Source organism: Devosia sp. 1566 (assembly GCF_004005995.1).
GTDB lineage: Bacteria > Pseudomonadota > Alphaproteobacteria > Rhizobiales > Devosiaceae > Devosia.
Map to the genome: position 1 here is coordinate 1,834,377 of NZ_CP034767.1, position 19,545 is coordinate 1,853,921.

A 19,545-nucleotide genomic window follows, 5' to 3' on the forward strand; every position below is an offset into this window, starting at 1 on the left:
AAATATGGATCAGCGGAGTGTATGGCGTGCGTAATGGAGCGAGCTTCTCGTCGCCGGGTCGAGCCAAGCCCAAAACGGCTCCCCACGCCGGCATTCGCCCGCTCTGGTTCTACGGCATGTTCACGCTGCTCTTGGCCGGCAATGCCCTGACCGGCACCGCCCTGCTGTTCTCTCCCGAGATCGCCAAAGTCCTCAACGGCCAAACCGAACAGGTTATCCAGGCCTACGAGGATCGGATCGCCCAGTTGCGTGTTGAAGTCGACCGTCTCCATTCCCGCTCGTATGCGCAGGCGGGCGACATCAACCTGCAACTGCAGGAACTTTCGCAGCAACAGGAAATGCTGCTGGAACAGCATCAACTGGTCAAGGTCCTTGTCGACAAAGCCGGTGAGCTTGGCATTCAAACTGCCGCCCTCGGCTCCAGCCCCGGTGAAGTGGCAATGGCGGCGCCGACCAACGCCAGCGGTAATCCCGACATCGACGAAACGGCTCGTGCCCTCGCCCAAATGATGGGTGAAACCGAGCACGCCATGACCAGCATCGCCCAGACCGCTACCGAGCGGACGACCAGCATTGTCAACGAGATGGCCGAGATCGGCATTCGCGTCAGCCTGCCCGACGCGCTTGATGGCGTTGGCGGCCCCCTGCTGGCGCCGAGTGACGGCGGCGACGCAGCGCCGATGATCGAGGACGCCAATGCGGTGATGGCAGCGCTGGTGCGCTACAAGGCGGCCCGTGAATCAATCGATGCCGCGCCCATTCACCTGCCCATCGCCGGCACCTACCGCCAGAGTTCAGGCTTTGGCAATCGGCGCGATCCCTTCAGCGGCAAGCGCGCCTTTCATTCCGGGCTCGATTTCGCTGCGCGCTCCGGCACCACCGTACTGAGCGCGGGCCAAGGCGTGGTGACCTTTGTCGGCGTGCGCTCTGGCTATGGCAATGTGGTGGAGGTCACTCATCCCAGCGGCTTGGTAACCCGCTATGGTCACCTCTCCGGCTTCCTGTCCAGCAAGGGCCAGAAGGTGCACACCGGCACCCCTATTGCCAAGGTTGGCTCTACGGGTCGGTCAACCGGCCCGCATTTGCATTTCGAAGTGCGACAAGGCAGCCGCGCCATGGATCCCAAGCAGTTCATGGAAGCCGGCAAGCGCCTGCAGGCGCTGCTCGGCTAACCACTATTTGCCTTCGGCCACGACATCGGTCGCAACGCCAACCCGCTGCGCCAAAGCCGCTTCCATGAACTCATCGAGATCGCCATCCAGCACCACGGAGGGCTGGCCGCTTTCCACGCTTGTGCGCAGATCCTTGACCATCTGGTAGGGCTGCAACACGTAGGAGCGGATCTGGTGACCCCAGCCGATCTCGGTCTTGCTCGCCGCCTGCGCGTTGGCCGCTTCCTCGCGCTTTTGCAACTCGGCTTCATAGAGACGAGCCTTGAGCATGTTCATGGCCGTCGCGCGGTTCTTGTGCTGGCTGCGCTCGGCCTGGCACGCCACGATGATGCCCGATGGCACGTGGGTGATGCGGATGGCCGAATCGGTGGTGTTGACGTGCTGCCCGCCCGCGCCTGACGCGCGATAAGTATCGATCTTGAGATCGCTTTCACGGATCTCGATGTCAATCGAGTCGTCCACCACGGGATAAACCCAGACACTGGAAAAGCTCGTATGCCGTCGAGCCGCCGAGTCGTACGGGCTGATCCGGACCAGCCGATGCACGCCGCTTTCGGTCTTGAGCCAGCCATAGGCATTATGGCCCTTGACCAGTATGGTCGCCGACTTGATGCCGGCCTCTTCACCATCATGCATTTCGATGGTTTCGACCTTCATCTTCCGCCGTTCCGCCCAGCGCGTATACATGCGCAACAGCATGTTGGCCCAATCCTGGCTCTCGGTGCCGCCGGCACCAGAGTGGATTTCCACATAGCAGTCGTTGGCGTCGACTTCACCCGAAAGCAGAGTCTCGATCTGCCGGCGGCGCGCATTGATGCGCAGCTCGAAGATTGCTTCCTCGGCTTCCTTGACGATCTCGGCGTCGCCTTCGGCTTCGCCCATCTCGATCAATTCGAGGTTGTCGCGGACGCCGTTTTCCAGCTCGTGCACGGCCTTGACCGCCACGTCGAGCTCATCGCGCTCACGCATGGTGACGCGAGCCTTTTCCGGATCGTTCCAGAAGTCAGGTGATTCAGTCTGCGCTGTTAGCGCGTCGAGACGAAGTTGTGCCGTATCCCAGTCAAAGATGCCTCCTCAGCAGGCCCAAAACCTGCTCGATGTCGGCGACGGCTTTTTCGATTTCCGCACGCATGTGAACTATCCTTTTGTGTGGGGCCTCATGTAGCCGTCCACCCCCGCCCAATCAACCCATTGAGCTATCAAAGCGGACTTGCCAAACTGCCTCGCCCGGCCAAGGCTGATCCAGGGGAAGTTCAACATCGCAAGGGAAACGCACATGTTACGCATGGGAGTGTTGCTGGCCGCGGTATTACTGTCGCACGCCGCTTTGGCTGCGGAAGCGGAGCCATCGGTGGAGCATGGCGAGCGGATCGCCCGCATCGGTGGGTGCCATGATTGCCATAGCCCCGGCTATGCGGAAAACGGGGGTCAACTCGATCCCGCCACCGCGCTGATCGGCAGTCCGGTTGGCTACCAAGGGCCCTGGGGCACCACCTATGCCGCCAATCTGCGGCTCACCGCTGCCGAGCATAGCGAAGATGAATGGGTGGCGTATTTGTCTGAACTCGAGACTCGGCCGCCCATGCCTTGGTTCAACCTGCGCCATTTCACCGAAACGGAAATGCGCTCCCTCTACCAGTATATCGTCGCCCTGGGTCCGGTGGGCGAACCAGCGCCTGCCTATGCCCCTCCCGGCACGCCAGCGACAACGCCCTTTATCGTCATGGCGCCACCAAGCATGCCGGAGTAGTCAGCGAGGCGACTTCAACCGGCACGCTGTTCCTTTTTGAACCGGCGCAGCACTGTTTCGCGCTTAAGCCGCGACAGGTGGCTGAGAAAAAACACGCCCTGCATCTGCTCGATCTCGTGCAGGCAGCAGCGGGCGACAAACCCGTCGAAGCGCTGCGTCACTCGATCCCCCGCCGCAGTGTCGTACTCAATCACGGCCCAATTCGGCCGGCTGATCGCCACCTCGATCCCCGGCAAAGATACCGAACCCTCACTGCCGACTTCCGCCTCAGCGCTACACTCGGCAATGCGGGGATTGAACATCACCCGATAATCGCGACCTGATGTGTCCGCCGCAATGCTCACCACGATGACGGGCTCGTTCAGCCCGATATGGGCCGCGGCCAAGCCGTAAGCCTTGGCGGCTTCTGCGGCGGCAAGCAATTGCTCCCCTGCCCGTTCCATCGCCGCGTCGAGGGGCCGCGTTGCTGCGGGCGCCGAAAGCGCCGGATGGGGAAAGCGGACAAACGGCAAGATTCCGGTCACCCCCGTTACTCCGACAGGGATTGCGGGGCCTCATACTCCTGGAAGCGGCCGCTGGGCATGGCTTGGGCGGGCGAATCCTGGAAGCCACCTGAATAAGGTTGCCGATAAGCCTCATAGCCCGGCTGCGGCTGCTGGCTTTGTGCCGTGTTGTAGCCGCCACTTTCGATGCCGATGACCGAGGTCATCAGATTGGGGCCGCTGCCAGGCTTGAAGGCCTCGAGAATAGCCGATTCACCCTGATAGGCCTCGACGCCGGAGTTCGGATTGATCCAGGCCGTGGCCATGCCGGAGGGTACGTTGAATGGCGTCGGCGGCTTGCCCCGCAGGGCGTTCTGCATGAACTCGGTGAAGATATTGACCGAGAACGTGCCGCCGGTCACCGAAGAGCCCATGGAACGCGGCTGGTCATAGCCAACATAAACCCCGACCGCCAGTTCAGGGGTGAAGCCCACAAACCATGCGTCCTTGTAGTCATTGGTAGTGCCGGTTTTGCCAGCCACCGGACGGTTGAGCGCCTTGGCGGCCGTTCCGGTGCCGCGTTGCACGACACCCTCCATCATCGAGGTGATCTGATAGGCCGTCATCGGATCGAGCACCTGCTCACGATTATCCACAATGATCGGCTCGCCCTGCCCCTGCCAGGCCTGCGCCTTGCAGCCTTCGCATACCCGCTCGTCATGCCGGTAAACCGTCATGCCATAACGGTCCTGGATGCGGTCGATCAGCGTCGGCACGATCTTGCGGCCGCCATTGGCGATGGTGGCGTAAGCTGCCGTCATCCGCATATCGGTGGTTTCGCCGGCACCCAGCGCCATCGCGAGCACGGGCTGCATGGAGTCATAAACGCCGAACAGGCGCGCATATTCTGCCACCAGCGGCATGCCCAGGTCCTTGGCCAGTCGAACCGTCATCACGTTCCGGCTGCGCTCGATGCCGCGCCGCAGCGTTTGCGGGCCATAGAACTGCTGCGCATAGTTTTCCGGCCGCCAAACCGAGCCATCCGAATTGCGGATTTCTACTGGCGCGTCGAGCACCACCGATGCGGGCGTATAGCCATTATCGAGCGCCGCTGCATAAACGATTGGCTTGAACGAGGAGCCGGGCTGGCGCAGGGCCTGGGTGGCGCGGTTGAACTCGCTTTCCGCGAACGAGAAACCGCCCACCATGGCGAGCACCCGGCCGGTGCGCGGGTCCATTGCCACCAACGCGCCCTCGATCTCGGGCAGTTGCTCGAGCGTGTAAATTCCGTCCTTGCCCGCGACCGGGGAAACATAAACCACATCCCCAACCTTGAGGATGCTCGACAGCGGCTTGGACACCCACTTGATCTCGGGCCCGGACAGCACAGCTTCCGTCCGCTCGTCCGAAATGGCGCCGTCAACGTCATCTGCGGGTCGCAGTCCGATCCTGGCCTGGTTGCCATTCATCTCCAGCACCACGGCAAGCCGCCACTCCGGCACGTCGCGGAGCGGCTGGATCTTGGCAACATCCAGGCCCCAGTCCTGGCCGATCTCGATGCTGGCAACCGGCTCGCGGAATCCCTTGGAATGATCAAACGCGATCAGCCCGTCCATCAGCGCCCGGCGGGCATATTCCTGCAGCTTAGGCTCAAGCGTCGTGCGCACCGACAAGCCGCCGCCATAAAGCTGGTCTTCCCCATAAAGCTTGGCCAGTTCGCGACGCACTTCCTCGGTGAAATATTCGGCCGAGTACAACTGGCTGCCCGACGCCCGTGGAATGACGTTGAGTGGCTCCGCCTTGGCGGCGGTCGCTTCTTCGGGCGTCACATAGCCGTTCTCGACCATGCGATCGATTACCCAGTTCCGGCGCTGTACGGCCGCCTCGGGTCGCCGGAATGGGTGGTAATTATTCGGGCCCTTTGGGAGGGCAGCGATATAGGCCGCTTCGCTGAGCGTGAGTTGGTAGAGTGCCTTGTCGAAATAGTTCAGCGCCGCTGCAGCCACGCCATAGGAGTTCAGCCCAAGGAAAATCTCGTTGAGATAGAGTTCGAGGATCCGATCTTTGGAGAACGTCGATTCGATGCGCACGGCCAGCAGCGCTTCCTGGATCTTGCGGTCCCAGGTCTGCTCCGAGCTCAGCAGGAAATTCTTGGCCACCTGCTGGGTAATGGTCGAGGCGCCCACCATTGGGCCACTGCCGCCATCGAGCTTTTGCAGCAGGTTGTCACGCACGGCGCGCACCACGCCATCGATGGCGATGCCGCCATGATGGTAGAAATCCTTGTCCTCGGCCGACAAGAACGCGTTCACCAGCAGCGGCGGCACGGTCTCGATCGGCTGGAACAGCCGGCGCTCGCGCGCATATTCAGCCAAGAGCGTGCCATCGGCGGCATGCACGCGCGTCGTCACGGGAGGCTGGTAGTCCTTCAGCACGGTGTAGTCGGGCAGCTGGGCCGTAACCATGGTCAGATACACTGCCGCGAGCGCCAGCACCCCCAGCACCGCGAACATTCCAAAACTAAACAGCCAGCCAAGCAAGCGCAGCATATACAAAAAGTCTCCAGGGCTTGCGGCCCGATGTGTCAGGAATCATAGCAGACGTAAGCTGTGTTGGGGATCACGACCGCGCAAACCCCGCATTGGGACGCGCAGCCGTCACCTCAAAGTCACATCATTGCGGCGGCGCTATGCTGTCAAAATATGTCGAAATCCCGCGCGCCAGAGCCGTGGCGGTCCGATCCTGCCAGTCCGACTCCATCAGATTGGCGATGTCAGTGGCGTTGCTCAAAAAGCCCAGCTCGATCAGCACCGAGGGGACATCAGGCGCCTGCAGCACGAAAAAATCAGCCTGCCGCAGCGGAAATTTCCGCAACGCCACGCTTGGCTCGAGCTGGTGCACGATGGCCTGCCCAGCCATATAGGACTGCACCCGCATTTCCCGGCGCATCAGGTCAACCAGGATATCCACGACCTCTGGTGCCATTTGCGGGGGCGCAAAGCCGGCGATCACATCGGTCTTGTTCTCGGTATCGGCTAGGACCTTGTCGAGCACGTCCGTGGCATTCTCGTCGCGTGTATAAACGCTGGCGCCACGGATTTCGGGCTGCTGGAAACTGTCGGCGTGAATGGAAAGAAAGAGATCTGCCTTGTTGGTCCGCGCCAGCGCGACGCGTTCTTCCAGCCGCAGGAAAGTATCGTCCTCGCGCGTCAGCGCCACGTCGAACCGGCCCGATTCCACCAGCAATTCCTGCAGCCGCAGAGCAAAAGAAAGGACGATGTCCTTTTCCTTGACCCCGTTGGGAGTTTCCGCCCCGCTATCGATCCCACCATGGCCCGGGTCGATCACCACCAGCGGCCGCGTCACCACCGGCAGCTCAGTGCCCCCTGGAGGCGTGGACGCCGCCGGGGCCGCTTCCGTGGTGCCGGTGATGTCACGCGCCGCATTGGCCGCGAACTCTTCGGGCGTGGCGGGAATGATGTCCACCACCAGCCGAGCCGGCTGGTCCTCGAAGGCATCGAGCACATAGGCTTGCTGGACTTGGGCCGGAGCAGCCAGCGTCAGGGTGGTACGAACCCGGTCAGCTGCCGCCTGCTCCACAAGATAGCCCGACACCAGCCCTTCCCCCGCAGGCGTGCCGGATGGCTCGGCGAGCGAAAAGGTCGCCGCCCGCACATCGATCGCCAGCCGGTTAGGATCGCCCAGCGAGACCAGGGCGAAGTCGGTCCGGCCCGCGAGGTCAACCACGAGCCGCGCGCGTTCGGGCGTCGAGCTGACGCGCACCTCCATCACATTGGGTAGCGCTGCTGGTGCGGCCGGAGTTGCCGTCGCCGGCGGCTCCTGCGCCAAGCTGGCAATTGGCGCTACGCCCAACGCTCCCGAAAGAATGCAGAACAGCGCGAGCGCACGGAGGGGTTTAAACAAATGCGGACAGGCCTTATCTATAATTTAGGCGCGCAGATGCCATCGCTTTGAAGCGATTCTGCGGCATTTCCTTTATGCGCTGTTTCGGCCCAATGGCCAAGAACAGCTCGTCCGAGGTGGCTGATCAGCCGCTCGGCAGTTTGGGACTTTCCTGTTGCTAATCGGACGCAACGGCCCTACACGCTATGAGGTGAAGTGCAAGCTTCCTGCATGACGGTTCCGGTGCCCTAAGGCACTGCAAACGTAAGCCGGAAGGGCTCGGGACACAGGCGCAGAATACGCCTGACACCCCGATCAGATGCGGCAAATCCAGCGCTTCTCTATGAATTTCGGTTCTGATGAACCGGACGGCTGGGACCGGCGCTCTGCCCCACTCAGTCCAAAAGGAAGAGGTCATATGGCCCGCAGGCGAACAGAACGTGGTGTGATCGACGAAACCGGTCGCCGTTTTGCTTTGCTGCCATTTTCGGCCATGACCTGCACTGCCGGCGCCCCGACCAGCCTGGTCCCGCGCGCCACCCCCCTTAAACCACTCGCCTCGCATTGCGCCACTCGGAGATTGCCACCTGTTGGGCAGCCTCTTGTCGGCGCGCGAGTGCGCGGAGCTCATAATGGCTACAAAGAGAATGCTGGTGGATGCCATCCACCCGGAAGAAACGCGGATCGTCGTCACTGCGGGTAACCGCATCGAAGAGTTCGATTTCGAATCGGCAACCCGCCGCCAGTTGCGCGGCAATATCTATCTCGCCAAGGTCACCCGCGTGGAGCCTTCGCTCCAGGCAGCCTTTGTCGAATATGGCGGCAACCGTCACGGTTTCCTCGCCTTCAGCGAAATCCATCCCGATTACTACCAGATCCCCGTTGCCGACCGCGAAGCCCTCCTCGCCGAAGAGCAGGAGGAAGAAGTTTCCGACGAGGCGGCCGCCGATGAAGGCGCAGCCCCCGAGTCCGTCAGCGAACCCGCTGAAGAAGCGGGCGAAACATCTGAAACATCCGACGCTGCCGAGGGCGACGACAGCCATATCGAGCAGGCGCCGGCCAATAACGAGCCGGTGGAAAGCGTCGGCGGTGCCGATGCGCTTGAGGAAGTGCCGGAGCGCCGCCGCTCATCGAGCAATAACCGCCGCCACTACAAGATCCAGGAAGTGATCAAGCGCCGCCAGGTCATGCTGGTGCAGGTGGTCAAGGAAGAGCGCGGCAACAAAGGCGCGGCTCTGACCACCTATCTGTCGCTCGCCGGCCGCTATTCCGTTTTGATGCCAAACACTGCTCGCGGTGGCGGCATCTCGCGCAAGATCACCAATGCGGCGGATCGTAAGCGCCTCAAGGAAATCACCTCCGACCTGGAAGTGCCGCAGGGCATGGGCGTAATCCTGCGCACGGCCGGTGCTTCGCGCACCAAGGCCGAGGTCAAGCGCGACTTTGAATATCTGATGCGCCTTTGGGAATCGGTGCGCTCGCTCACCCTCAAGTCCCAGGCCCCCTGCCTCGTTTATGAAGAAGGTTCGCTGATCAAGCGCACCATTCGCGACCTCTACAACAAGGACATCGACGAAGTGTTCGTCGCTGGCGAGGACGCCTTCATCGAAGCGCGCGACTTCATGCGCATGATCATGCCGAGCCACGCCAAGAACGTCGTGCTCTACAAGGAAGATCAGCCGCTTTTCTCTAAATACGGCATCGAAGCGCAGCTCGATTCCATGTTCTCTCCGACCGTGACCCTGCCGTCGGGCGGTTACCTCGTCATCAACCCGACCGAGGCGCTGGTTTCCATTGACGTCAACTCGGGACGCTCCACCAAGGAGCACAATATCGAGGACACCGCGCTCCAGACCAATCTGGAAGCAGCCGAGGAAGTGGCCCGCCAGCTCCGCCTGCGCGATCTCGCCGGCCTCATTGTCATCGACTTCATCGACATGATGGAGAACCGCTCCAACCGGGCTGTCGAGCGCAAGCTCAAGGACTGCCTCAAGGACGATCGCGCCCGCATCCAGGTTGGCCGCATCTCCCATTTCGGTCTCATGGAAATGAGCCGCCAGCGCATCCGCTTTGGCGTGGTGGAAAGCTCCACCCACAAATGCCCGATCTGCGACGGCACGGGTCTGGTGCGCTCCACCGAATCCATGGCGCTGATGATCATGCGCCACATCGAAGACCATGTGATGCGCAAGCAGGGCCAGTCCATCAATGTCCGGCTGCCCATCGAGGTCGCGCTTTACATCCTCAACTTCAAGCGCGAGACCCTGACCGCGCTGGAGCAGCGCAATAACCTCTCCATCACCATCACCGCCGATGGCAAGATGACCGGCCAGCAGTTCGCCATCGAGAAGGGTGAAGCCCGCGTTTCCGCCTATGCTGAAACCCGTGCTGTCGAGCATGTGCGGGTCGATACCGCCACGATCGACGATGCCGATGACGAGATCATCGAGGACGAGGCTGACGAGGTCGAAGACCAGCCCGTGTCGGCTGGCGAAGTTGGCGAAGGCGAGCCCTCGCGCAAGCGCCGCCGTCGCCGCCGCCGCGGTGGTGAACGTGGCGACGACAATGGTGGTCGCCCCGCTCAGACCCATTTGGCTGCGCCCATTGACGAAGCCGAGCTTGAAGACGCTTCGGCCGCAAGCAGCGAAGCCGAGGAAGCCGGGGCGGAGCCTGAGAGCGTGCGTGAAGCCGTCGGCTTTACGGCCGATGAGGGCAGCGAGGAAGAGCGCCGCAAGCGTCGCCGTCGTGGCCGCCGTGGTGGTCGCCGCAATCGGCGTGAACTGGAAGCCGAAGCCGGTGTCACGGAAGCTGTGCCAGCTGGTGAAGCCGAACTGAGCATGGAAGCGGTTGCCGAAGTCGCCGACGCCCTCCTGGCCCAGGAAGAGATCGCCACGGGCGAGCCGACCCTGACTGAAACTCCGGTTGAAGTGCCGGTGGAGCCAACAGCGGAAGCGGCGGCAGAAATCCCTGCCGAAAAGCCCAAGCGCGGCCGTCGCAAGAAGGTCATCGAGACCGAGGAAAGCGATCCTGTGCCGGCCGAAGCCGACGCAAGCGCTGAACCTGCTGCCGTCGCGACCGAAGAAGCTGCGGCTGCGCCCGAAAAGCCCAAGCGCAAGCCTCGCGCCCGCAAGCCCAAGGCCGAAGCTGCAGCAACTGAGCCCGAAACGCTGCAAGAAGCGGCTCCCGTTGTCGCCACCGAGCCGGCTTCCGAAGCTGCAGCGGAAGCGCCATCCGTACCGGCCTCGGAAGCGCCAGGCCTTGAGCCGGTCGCCGTTGCGGAAACAGACGCACCGACCGAGGCCCCGGCCGAAGTCGAGCTTGCCGCCCCGGCGGAGCCACTGCCGGAGCCGGCCGCTGAGGCAGCGCCCGAAGCTTCGGCTTCAGCCGAGCCCGCCCGCATCCGCCGGACGCGCAAGGAACTGCCTGAGGAAGGCGTCGTAGTCTCCTCGAGCACCCCTCGTCCCGAGGGTGAGCCGGACAAACAGCCTGAAAAGAAGAAAGCCGGTTGGTGGCAGCGCCGCCTCGGCCTTGGCTAGAAACAACAAAGGCGGCCCCCGGGCCGCCTTTTTCACATCCCCCGTCGGTACCGGAACACAAGGTCTTCCGGATCCTGACGCGCCGCGGCAGGGTCGACCACCCCGCCTAGGCGCCTGGCCACAGCCTGCGATGCTGTATTGGCGGGATCGCAGTAGCTCACCAATGTGGGCAGTTTCAGCTCCGCAAACGCCCAGTCGCGCAGCGCTGCCGCGGCTTCGCTGGCATAGCCCTGTCCCTCAAAGCCGGCATAAAGCAGCCAGCCAAGTTCCTTTTCGGGAAACAGCGGGCCGTGATTGATGCCCACTTGCCCGATGCACCGGCTATCCGCCAGCCGGTCAATCATCAGCGCGCCGTGCCCGAACAAGGGCCACATCGCCACGTCCTGGCAAAACGATAGCCATGCTCCGCGCTCGTCGAACGGGCCACCCATATGAACGGAGCGCCGTGAGACCATCATGGCGGCATAGCTGGCGAAATCCGCCATCTCGGGTGCCCGCAACAACAGCCGCTCCGTCCTGAGCGTCGGGATAGCAGCGCTCATCGGAGTGCCTTGGCCATCCGCTCCAGCGCCAATTCGATGCTTTCGCGTTTGCCGGCATAGCTCAGACGCACATAGCCCTGTCCGCCGACACGGTCGAAATCGATGCCCGGCGTGATCGCCACCCCGGCCTCTTCCAGCATCCGCTCGCAGAACTCCAGGGAGTCATTGGAGAACTTGGCGATCCCTGCATAGGCATAGAACGCCCCGTCCGAGGGCTCGCCCAGGGCAAAGCCCAGCGTGCTCAGGCCGTCATGCAGCAGTCCGCGATTGGCCGCATAACCCGCTTTCTGCTCTTCCGAATAATCGCGCTCACCCAAGGCGACCGTAGCGGCGATCTGACTCAGCGTCGGGGCCGAAATAAACAGATTCTGCTGCAGGATTTCGGTACGCCGGATCAGGTCCTCCGGCATCACCATCCAGCCGATCCGCCAGCCCGTCATGCAGTAATATTTGGAAAAGCTGTTGATCACGACAGCGTCGCGCGTCAGCTCCAGCGCGCTGACCGAAGGTCCGCGATAATCGAGCCCATGATAGATTTCGTCCGAGATCAGCCGCACGCCGAGCCGGGCGCAGGTGTCAACGATGTCGCGCAGCCCTTCCCGGTCCACCGTTGCCCCTGTCGGATTGGCAGGGCTCGCAAACAGCAGTCCCTCAAAGGGCGACGCGGCATGGGTGGCGGCAATCTCCGCACCAGTTAGGCGCCAGCCATTGGCAGCAGTGAGCGGAATTTCAGCCACCCCGAACCCCAGCCCCAGCAGCGTGTTTACATAGGCCGGATAGCCCGGCCGGGTAATGGCAATGCGAGCCCCCGGCCGAAAAGCAGCGTGAAACGCCAGAATGAACCCGGCCGATGACCCCATGCTCGCGAGAATCAGGTCCGGATCTACGGATACGCCATGCTGGGCCGAGTAATAGGCCGACAGTCCCTCGCGCAGTTCCGCCAACCCTTTGGCATTGGTATAGCCCTGCGCCTGCGGCAAGGCCTTGGTGACGGCTTCGATCACCTTCGGCGCCGGCGGCGAGCCCGGCTCGCCCAATTCGAGGTGACACACCGTCCGGCCCGTCGCCTCCATGGCTTTGGCGCGCTTGAGAATTTCCATGGCTTGGAACGGCATCAAGCCGTCTGGTGCTGGGTCGGACATAAATGAGCTCCTGCTATGGGTTTGGCCTATCCTGTTCTGGCCGTGCTCTCAACCAAGTGATGCGCCAGCCACGGGCCGTTTACGCGCCGCTGTAATATTGCTTGGTGTCTGCTAAAAGGCGCAGCGTCCTGCTTCGGAGTCGTCCATGCCTCGCCTCACCCTTGCTCTTGTTGCCCTGGTCGGCGTCCTGGCTGGCGCTTTGGGCTACTCCATGTGGAGCCGCCCGGTTCCACAAACCGATGCAGTCGCGGTTCGCGCCATTGTCGATACGGTCCTGGCCGAGCGCGAGGCCGCAACTCCACCACCGGTCCCTGCCGCTGCTCCCGCTATGGCTGAGCTTGATCCTGCCCAGCTCAACCCGCTCATTGAAAACTACCTGATGAGCGACCCGACGATCCTGCAGCGCCTATCGACCGCTCTCGACACCAAGCTGCGCACCGCCGAGCGCGAACAAGCCACCACGGCCATCGCCAGCATGCGCGAAGCCATCTTCAACGATCCCCGCCAGGTCGTGCTCGGCAATCCGGAGGGCGACGTCACCCTGGTCGAACTCTTCGACTACAACTGCGGTTATTGCCGCAGTGCCCTGCCCGACCTCGCCACGCTTCTGGCCGAAGATCCCAATCTGCGCGTCGTGCTCAAGGAATTCCCGATCCTGTCCAACGAATCGATGGATGCCGCCCGCATCGCCGTTCTGGTGGGCCGGGAGGATGTGGATTATTGGCGCTTCCACGAGGCCCTCTTCACCACGCGCGGCCAGGTCGACAAAACCGCAGCCCTCGCCGCCGCCGCTGATCTTGGCCTCAGCCCGGTCAACCTTGAGCTGCAGATGAACGAGGAAACGGTCGCCCAGACGATCAAGACGTCCTACGAAATCGCCCAGGCGCTCAACATCACCGGCACGCCCACCTACATCATTGGCAATGAGGTCATTCCGGGCGCCATCGGCATTGACGAGCTGCGCAGCCGCATCCGCAACATGCGCGCTTGCGGTGAAAGCCAGTGTGAAGGCTGACGCCGCCTTTTGCCTTTTGCCGCCGAGTCGTGTAACCGACGATCTTCCGGCCCTCAACTGCCGGTGCAAAGGCGACCTTCATGGCTAAGCGCGTACTCGTACTCAACGGACCCAATCTCAATCTTCTGGGCATCCGCGAGCCCGGCATCTACGGCTCCAATACCCTCAAGGATATTGAGAACCTGTGCCGGGATACGGCGACCGAACTCGGCCTCAGCGTCGATTTCCGGCAGTCCAATCATGAAGGCGAGCTGGTCACCTGGATTCAGGACGCGCGCGCCACAGCCGATGCCATCCTGATCAACCCGGCCGCCTATTCGCACACGAGCCTGGCCATTGCCGATGCCCTCAAGGCCGTCGGCTTGCCAGTAGCCGAAGTCCACCTTTCCAATATTCACCAGCGTGAGCCATTCCGGCACCATTCCTTTGTCTCAGCCGTTGCTGTGGGTGTGCTTTGCGGCTTTGGAGCGCTCGGCTATAAGCTGGCGCTCCAGGCACTGGCTGAAAAACTGTAAACAACGATCGACGCGCAAGCGCGGGAGACCAACAAGAATGAGCAAGTCATCGCAAGTGGACCAGGATCTGGTCCGCGCCATCGCCGAACTCCTCAACAAGGAAAATCTCGCCGAGATCGAGATTGAACAAGAAGATTTCCGCGTCCGCGTCACCCGGTCCTACGCCAACGAGACGGTCACCTACGCAGCCCCGCCGCAATACGCGCCTGCGCCAGCAGTGGCCATTCCGCTGGCCCCTGCCGGCTCCGTGCCGGCTGCTGCGCCCGCCGCGATTGAGGACCTCGCCTCCAATCCCGGCACCTTGACTTCGCCCATGGTCGGCACCGCTTACCGCTCGCCCGAACCCGGCAAGCCCGCCTTTGCCGAAGTTGGCTCCAAGGTCACCGAAGGTCAGACCCTGCTGATCATCGAAGCCATGAAAACCATGAACCAGATCCCCGCCCATCGCTCCGGCACTGTTGTCCGCATCCTGGTGCAGGACGCGCAGCCGGTGGAATACGGCGAGCCGCTCGTCGTCATCGAATAGGAGACGGCCCCGTGTTCCAGAAGGTTCTGATCGCCAATCGCGGCGAGATCGCGCTGCGCATCCTGCGCGCCTGCAAGGAGCTGGGCATCCAGACCGTTGCGGTTCACTCCACCGCCGATGCCAATGCCATGCATGTGCGCCTGGCCGATGAAAGCGTCTGCATTGGCCCCCCCGCCGCTAAGGACAGCTACCTCAACATCCCCTCGATCATGGCCGCCTGCGAGATCACCGGCGCCGATGCCGTGCACCCCGGCTATGGCTTCTTGTCCGAGAACGCTCGCTTCGCTCAGATTTTGACCGAGCACAACGTCACCTTCATTGGCCCTTCCGCGCACCATATCGAGATCATGGGCGACAAGATTACGGCCAAAAAGACCGCCGTTGAGCTGGGCATTCCCGTTGTGCCGGGTTCCGCCGGCGCCGTCGAGAACGATGAGGACGCCATCTCCACGGCGGCCGAAATCGGCTATCCCGTGCTGATCAAGGCCACCGCCGGTGGCGGCGGGCGCGGCATGAAGGTCGCCCATAGCGAAGCCGAACTTCTGGTCGCCTGGTCCACGGCCCGCTCGGAGGCTAAGGCCGCTTTCGGCAATGATTCCGTTTACATGGAAAAATACCTGGGCAAGCCGCGCCACATCGAAGTGCAGGTGCTGGGCGATGGTCAGGGTAACGCCGTTCATCTGGGCGTGCGCGACTGCTCGCTGCAGCGCCGCCACCAGAAGGTCTGGGAAGAAGCGGGCGGCCCGACAATCCTGCCTGAGGAACGCGATCGGATCGGCGAGATTTGCGCCGCCGCCATGCGCAAGCTCAAATACTCCGGCGCAGGCACGGTCGAGTTCCTCTACGAGAACGGCGAGTTCTATTTCATCGAAATGAACACCCGACTTCAGGTGGAGCACCCCGTCACCGAGCGCATCACCGGCATCGACATCGTCTATGAGCAGATCCGTGTTGCCTCGGGCGAGGCGCTCTCGATGACGCAGGACAAGATCAACTTCTATGGCCACGCCATCGAAGTTCGGATCAATGCCGAGGACCCGCAGACCTTTGCTCCCTCGCCTGGCACAATCACCTTCTACCACCCGGCCGGTGGCGTAGGCGTGCGCGTCGATTCTGCCGTTTACCAGGGCTACAAGATCCCGCCCTATTACGACTCGCTGATCGGCAAGCTCATTGTTTACGGCCGCACCCGCGAGGAATGCCTGCAGCGCTTGCGCCGCGCCGTCGATGAATTCGTCATCGACGGGGTCAAGACCACCCTGCCCTTGTTCCAGCGCCTGATCAAGGAGCCGGAAATCCTGGCTGGCGACTACGACATCCACTGGCTCGAAAAATACCTCGCCGCCAACAAGGTCTAGACTTCAAGCCCTCGTGGTCCAGCGCTGGGTGGCGCATTGACCATGGGGGCTTTTCTACCGCCCTGTTATAGGGGCTATGGTCTGGTGCGAGTTCTTCACGAACCTCGAACCACGGGGGCGGGCACACCGCTCCAGGAGTTGCAGCCACACAAATGCCGCGCCGTCCTGACCCGTTCAGCATCGAGATCACCCCGGAGCTGATCATCCGGGCTTATCGCGCGGGCATATTTCCCATGGCGGAGGACGCCGCCGACAAGGACGTGTTCTGGGTCAGCCCGGAAATGCGCGGAATTATTCCGCTGGATGGTTTTCATATTTCCGCCAGCCTACGCAAGGCGATCCGCAAATCCCCCTTCACCATCCGCGTTGATACCGATTTTCCCGCCATCATCGAAGGCTGTGCCACCGTGGGTAAGGATCGGCGCAGCACCTGGATCAACGCCACCATCCGCTCGGTTTATGGCGAACTGTTCCGTCGCGGCATTGCCCACACTGTGGAAGTGTGGGATGGGCCGGACCTGGTGGGCGGCCTTTATGGCCTCGCTATCGGTGGCGCATTCTTTGGCGAATCCATGTTTCACCGCGCCACCAATGCCAGCAAGATGGCCCTCGCCCATCTGGTGGATCGGCTCAATGCAGGCGGCTTCACACTGCTCGACACCCAGTTTGTCACCGATCACCTGGCATCGCTCGGCGGCATCGAAATTGCGCGCGCAGATTACGAGGAGCGCTTGGGCAATGCGCTTCTCCTGCAAGGCGACTGGCACGCGATCGACCGCCAATGACCATACCTGCGGACCTTCCCCCGAAATTCGCTGATCTGGCCGCACGCGACTGGACACCGATCACCATCGGCAAGTCCGGTGCGCGGGTCTGGCGCATCGCCCTCAGCGATGGCACCGCGGTTTTTCTCAAGAGCGAGTCCAACCATCCGCTGGCGGAACTGCCCGGGGAGATCGACCGCCTTGGCTGGCTCACCCGCATGGGCTTCAAGGCGCCGCGCATCATCGACACGGATGAGACCCAGGGCGGGCTATGGCTGCTCATGACTGCGGTGCCCGGCCAGGACCTTACCCATTGGATGGTGGACAAAGCCGAGTTTGTTCGTATCTACGCTCAATGCTTGCGGCGGCTGCACGCCCTGGATCCCCGCACCTGCCCATTCGACCATAGCCTCGATCAGCGCCTCGCCGCCGCGCAGGCCCGGGTTGCGGCCGGCCTTGTCGACGAAACCGACTTCGGGCCCGACCAAAAGGGGTGGAGCGCAGGGGCTGTGCTCGACTGGTTGCACCGCAACAGGCCCACCAGCCGCGACAGCATCGTCACTCACGGCGATGCTTGCGCGCCCAACATCCTTGCATCCGAAGGGCGCTTTTCCGGCATGGTTGATTGCGCTCGGTTGGGCGTGGCCGATCTTTGGCAGGACTTGGCGCTAGCCTGCCGCAGCATCCAGTACAATATTGGCGAGGAACATGTCGCCCAATTCCTCGCCAGCTATGGCGCCGAATGGGACGAGGTCCGCTACCGCTACTACAATGCGCTCGACAACCTGTTCTAGCGGCAAGCAACAAGCACAGCTGCCATAACATGGTCTAAGCGCTGCGCTGCTTGCGGAACTTAGGTCCCCCGCTCCAGTTGACGCCAAACAACCGGAGAACTGACCATGATTCCAACTCGCGTCCATGGCGTCATTGACTATATCGTCGGTATTGTTCTGATCCTCGCGCCCTATATTCTCGGCTTCGCCGATGGAACGGCGGCCCAATGGGTGCCGATGATCCTGGGCATTACCGCACTCATCTACAGCCTGCTCACCCGCTACGAGCTGAGTATTGCCAAGCTCATCCCCATGCCGGTGCATCTGGGCCTCGACATTGCCAGCGGTCTGCTGCTGGCAGCTTCGCCATGGTTGTTCGGCTTCGCCGATCGGATCTGGTGGCCCCATGTGCTGATCGGCGTATTGGAGATCGTGATTCCCCTGCTGACTGCCCGCCACAGCAGCATCGAAACTACTGTCAGGGCTTGAGCTTAAACGCCAGCGTGGTCACCCAATCCTCCGGGTTGGGGACCTCGCTCGGATCGGTCTCGTAGATCTCTAGCCGACAGGCGAAATGATCCCCTTCGGCTTTCTCGACCATGTCGAACTCGAGGCCCACCAACCTCGTCCAGCCGATCAGCATGGCCGTTACCTGCTCGAGTGCATCGTAGTGGCCGTGCCAGTCCAGGGTCACATAGCGCCCCGCCGGCAACACGCCGAACCTTACGCCGTCTGCCTCCTGCCCGGGCTGCGCCACGGGCACGCCAGCCTCGACATCGAGGGTCTCGGCCATGTTGATGCGGCGATAATTGTAAAAGGGCGCAGAGCTGGGGGCGATGCCCTGTTCGCCTAGAAAACCGAACAGCTTCGGAAATCCCTGGTCGGCCGGGAGTTTCATCTCATCCATTCGGACCCGGAACGGTAGATAGGCATAGGCCTGTTCAGGTCGTTCAACGATCTGCGGCAAACTCAGCATCATCTTCTCCTGGTTTGATCAGGAACAGGACGCGCGTGGACCCGCCAAGCCGACAGGCCCGCCACAAGAATTGCAGCCCAGGGGAATTTATCTTAGCGCGCGTCTGGCGGCGGTACATCGGTGGAGGTTTTGCACTCCACCAGCCAAACATCATAAACCGCATGGTCCACGGCGTTGAGCGCCGGGCTGTCTGCAAACATCCAGCCGGTGAACATGCGCTTGCTCACACCCTGCAGGCTGCGCTGGTCCACTTCCAGGAATGCGGAGGTGCGTTGCTGGGTTTCGGTTGGCGCCCGGTTGTAGCAGGCGCGCGGGGTGATCTCGAGCGCGCCGAACAGCACGGTTTCGTCGACATAAACGTCAAAGCGCGTGATGCGCCCGGTGATCTTGTCGAGACCGGCAAAGGTCGCGACCGGATTGGCGATGGGCTGGGCGACGGCCGACCCTGGCACGGCGAGCACCAGAATGGTGCCGAGCACGGCAATTCGGCGCCAAAGGCGCAGCGGCTCTAAATCAGTGAAGCGCAAAGTCTCGGCCTATTCAGGCGACCAGGCTTCATAGTCACCCGTCACCCGGGGACGCTCACCCGATTTGAGCAGGCTGCCATCGGGACGGTAAGCCTCCGCCGTGCCAGTCATGTTGCGCTGATGCGGCTTTTCCCAGGCATGGGGGGTGTAGGTGTCTTGGGTGGGCGGCAGGTCCGTGCGCCCGTGCATCCAGCCATACCAGCCTGGGGGAATGGTCGAGGCATCGGCTGGCCCGTTATAGGTCACGTAGCGCCGACTGCTCTTCTTGTCCTTGTAGTAGCGGTTGCCGAACTGGTCCGTTCCCACGAACTCGCCGTGCCGCTTCAGCCACAGCCTGGTGCCCCAGGTCTGGCCGTGCCACCAACGGAAAATCTCAAGGAGGAAGTCTTTCATCGGGCGTTCCACATCAGTCTTGTGCCCACGTTGGGGCTGCAGTGCCTTTACCATGCTGCATATGGCGACACTAGGGTTTCGTGCGGGGAACAAGAACGCTAGGCAAACACAAGGCCCCCGCTGCTGCGCACAGCTCGATTTTTTGCCATTGACTCCCGTGCGGTCCAGAGT

Annotated in this window: 19 protein-coding genes; 10 read left to right on the plus strand and 9 right to left on the minus strand. The window is 62.3% G+C overall.

Translation table 11 applies throughout. The features are described from left to right. The first annotated feature begins 26 nt into the window (after positions 1–26). Entirely contained in the window at positions 27–1,172 is a 1,146-nt protein-coding gene (locus tag ELX51_RS08945; RefSeq protein ID WP_127753196.1) for a M23 family metallopeptidase, read from the plus strand. 3 nt (positions 1,173–1,175) lie between these two features. Here the strand turns inward: ELX51_RS08945 and prfB are convergent. After that, positions 1,176–2,304 (minus strand): peptide chain release factor 2 gene (gene prfB, locus ELX51_RS08950; RefSeq protein ID WP_127753197.1). Its coding sequence is split into 2 segments (ribosomal slippage): positions 1,176–2,234 and positions 2,236–2,304, totalling 1,128 coding nucleotides; the frame shifts between segments, so codons are not numbered across the junction. A 144-nt stretch (positions 2,305–2,448) separates the two neighbouring features. On the opposite strand from prfB, the gene ELX51_RS08955 reads away from it, so the two are divergent. Further along, positions 2,449–2,922, plus strand: a complete 474-nt coding sequence (locus ELX51_RS08955) for a cytochrome C (protein ID WP_127753198.1) — start codon at positions 2,449–2,451, stop codon at positions 2,920–2,922. Positions 2,923–2,936: 14 nt separating this feature from the next. Here ELX51_RS08955 and ELX51_RS08960 read toward each other — a convergent pair whose 3' ends face one another. From ELX51_RS08960 to ELX51_RS08970, 3 genes are all read right to left on the minus strand, one after another. Continuing rightward, complete coding sequence (locus ELX51_RS08960) at positions 2,937–3,446, minus strand: peptide deformylase (protein ID WP_164854813.1); 510 nt, start codon at positions 3,444–3,446, stop codon at positions 2,937–2,939. A 5-nt stretch (positions 3,447–3,451) separates the two neighbouring features. Further along, positions 3,452–5,953 (minus strand): penicillin-binding protein 1A, encoded by a 2,502-nt coding sequence (locus ELX51_RS08965; RefSeq protein ID WP_127753200.1) that lies wholly within the window; start codon positions 5,951–5,953, stop codon positions 3,452–3,454. 124 nt (positions 5,954–6,077) lie between these two features. After that, on the minus strand, positions 6,078–7,328 hold the full coding sequence (locus ELX51_RS08970; protein WP_127753201.1) for an N-acetylmuramoyl-L-alanine amidase: 1,251 nt from the start codon (positions 7,326–7,328) through the stop codon (positions 6,078–6,080). A gap of 611 nt (positions 7,329–7,939) precedes the next feature. On the opposite strand from ELX51_RS08970, the gene ELX51_RS08975 reads away from it, so the two are divergent. Continuing rightward, a complete protein-coding gene (locus ELX51_RS08975; RefSeq protein WP_127753202.1) occupies positions 7,940–10,843 on the plus strand; it encodes a ribonuclease E/G in 2,904 nt (967 codons plus the stop codon). 32 nt (positions 10,844–10,875) lie between these two features. On the opposite strand, the gene ELX51_RS08980 is transcribed toward ELX51_RS08975, so the two are convergent. Beyond that, positions 10,876–11,385, minus strand: coding sequence for a GNAT family N-acetyltransferase (locus ELX51_RS08980; protein ID WP_127753203.1), 510 nt, complete (start codon positions 11,383–11,385; stop codon positions 10,876–10,878). Continuing rightward, complete coding sequence (locus ELX51_RS08985) at positions 11,382–12,527, minus strand: aminotransferase class I/II-fold pyridoxal phosphate-dependent enzyme (protein WP_206524715.1); 1,146 nt, start codon at positions 12,525–12,527, stop codon at positions 11,382–11,384. Before ELX51_RS08985 ends, ELX51_RS08980 begins: the two co-directional genes overlap by 4 nt. A 145-nt stretch (positions 12,528–12,672) precedes the next feature. On the opposite strand from ELX51_RS08985, the gene ELX51_RS08990 reads away from it, so the two are divergent. The 7 genes from ELX51_RS08990 (at position 12,673) to ELX51_RS09020 (ending at position 17,967) form a co-directional block, all read left to right on the plus strand. Then, positions 12,673–13,542 carry a DsbA family protein gene (locus ELX51_RS08990; protein ID WP_127753204.1) on the plus strand — a complete coding sequence of 290 codons (870 nt, stop codon included), beginning with the start codon at positions 12,673–12,675 and terminating at the stop codon, positions 13,540–13,542. A gap of 80 nt (positions 13,543–13,622) precedes the next feature. Then, positions 13,623–14,057 carry a type II 3-dehydroquinate dehydratase gene (gene aroQ, locus ELX51_RS08995; protein WP_127753205.1) on the plus strand — a complete coding sequence of 145 codons (435 nt, stop codon included), beginning with the start codon at positions 13,623–13,625 and terminating at the stop codon, positions 14,055–14,057. A 37-nt stretch (positions 14,058–14,094) separates the two neighbouring features. After that, positions 14,095–14,583, plus strand: coding sequence for an acetyl-CoA carboxylase biotin carboxyl carrier protein (gene accB / locus ELX51_RS09000; protein WP_127753206.1), 489 nt, complete (start codon positions 14,095–14,097; stop codon positions 14,581–14,583). 11 nt (positions 14,584–14,594) lie between these two features. Then, positions 14,595–15,941, plus strand: coding sequence for an acetyl-CoA carboxylase biotin carboxylase subunit (gene accC, locus ELX51_RS09005; protein ID WP_127753207.1), 1,347 nt, complete (start codon positions 14,595–14,597; stop codon positions 15,939–15,941). A 152-nt stretch (positions 15,942–16,093) separates the two neighbouring features. Then, the gene (gene aat / locus ELX51_RS09010) at positions 16,094–16,726 is read left to right on the plus strand and encodes a leucyl/phenylalanyl-tRNA--protein transferase (protein ID WP_127753208.1); all 633 of its coding nucleotides are present in this window, start codon (positions 16,094–16,096) and stop codon (positions 16,724–16,726) included. Continuing rightward, positions 16,723–17,499 carry an APH(3') family aminoglycoside O-phosphotransferase gene (locus ELX51_RS09015; protein WP_127753209.1) on the plus strand — a complete coding sequence of 259 codons (777 nt, stop codon included), beginning with the start codon at positions 16,723–16,725 and terminating at the stop codon, positions 17,497–17,499. Before aat ends, ELX51_RS09015 begins: the two co-directional genes overlap by 4 nt. Positions 17,500–17,604: 105 nt before the next feature. Beyond that, positions 17,605–17,967 carry an SPW repeat protein gene (locus tag ELX51_RS09020; protein WP_248305292.1) on the plus strand — a complete coding sequence of 121 codons (363 nt, stop codon included), beginning with the start codon at positions 17,605–17,607 and terminating at the stop codon, positions 17,965–17,967. On the opposite strand, the gene ELX51_RS09025 is transcribed toward ELX51_RS09020, so the two are convergent. The 3 genes from ELX51_RS09025 to ELX51_RS09035 form a co-directional block, all read right to left on the minus strand. Continuing rightward, the gene (locus ELX51_RS09025; protein WP_127753211.1) at positions 17,957–18,457 is read right to left on the minus strand and encodes a GyrI-like domain-containing protein; all 501 of its coding nucleotides are present in this window, start codon (positions 18,455–18,457) and stop codon (positions 17,957–17,959) included. The two genes, ELX51_RS09020 and ELX51_RS09025, sit on opposite strands and share 11 nt — an antisense overlap. An 89-nt stretch (positions 18,458–18,546) precedes the next feature. After that, complete coding sequence (locus ELX51_RS09030; RefSeq protein WP_127755226.1) at positions 18,547–18,957, minus strand: DUF2155 domain-containing protein; 411 nt, start codon at positions 18,955–18,957, stop codon at positions 18,547–18,549. Between the two features lie 33 nt (positions 18,958–18,990). After that, positions 18,991–19,374: an NADH:ubiquinone oxidoreductase subunit NDUFA12 gene (locus ELX51_RS09035; RefSeq protein WP_127753212.1), complete on the minus strand. Its 384-nt coding sequence runs from the start codon at positions 19,372–19,374 to the stop codon at positions 18,991–18,993. Positions 19,375–19,545: the final 171 nt, after the last annotated feature.

Excerpts from the sequence above, each read along its gene's own strand:
- ELX51_RS08955 (WP_127753198.1), top strand. The coding sequence starts at position 2,449 with ATGTTACGCATGGGAGTGTTGCTGGCCGCGGTATTACTGTCGCACGCC.
- ELX51_RS08965 (WP_127753200.1), bottom strand. The coding sequence starts at position 5,953 with ATGCTGCGCTTGCTTGGCTGGCTGTTTAGTTTTGGAATGTTCGCGGTG.
- ELX51_RS08975 (WP_127753202.1), top strand. The coding sequence starts at position 7,940 with ATGGCTACAAAGAGAATGCTGGTGGATGCCATCCACCCGGAAGAAACG.
- ELX51_RS08980 (WP_127753203.1), bottom strand. The coding sequence starts at position 11,385 with ATGAGCGCTGCTATCCCGACGCTCAGGACGGAGCGGCTGTTGTTGCGG.
- ELX51_RS08985 (WP_206524715.1), bottom strand. The coding sequence starts at position 12,527 with ATGTCCGACCCAGCACCAGACGGCTTGATGCCGTTCCAAGCCATGGAA.
- ELX51_RS08990 (WP_127753204.1), top strand. The coding sequence starts at position 12,673 with ATGCCTCGCCTCACCCTTGCTCTTGTTGCCCTGGTCGGCGTCCTGGCT.
- aroQ (WP_127753205.1), top strand. The coding sequence starts at position 13,623 with ATGGCTAAGCGCGTACTCGTACTCAACGGACCCAATCTCAATCTTCTG.
- accB (WP_127753206.1), top strand. The coding sequence starts at position 14,095 with ATGAGCAAGTCATCGCAAGTGGACCAGGATCTGGTCCGCGCCATCGCC.
- aat (WP_127753208.1), top strand. The coding sequence starts at position 16,094 with ATGCCGCGCCGTCCTGACCCGTTCAGCATCGAGATCACCCCGGAGCTG.
- ELX51_RS09015 (WP_127753209.1), top strand. The coding sequence starts at position 16,723 with ATGACCATACCTGCGGACCTTCCCCCGAAATTCGCTGATCTGGCCGCA.
- ELX51_RS09020 (WP_248305292.1), top strand. The coding sequence starts at position 17,605 with ATGATTCCAACTCGCGTCCATGGCGTCATTGACTATATCGTCGGTATT.
- ELX51_RS09025 (WP_127753211.1), bottom strand. The coding sequence starts at position 18,457 with ATGATGCTGAGTTTGCCGCAGATCGTTGAACGACCTGAACAGGCCTAT.
- ELX51_RS09035 (WP_127753212.1), bottom strand. The coding sequence starts at position 19,374 with ATGAAAGACTTCCTCCTTGAGATTTTCCGTTGGTGGCACGGCCAGACC.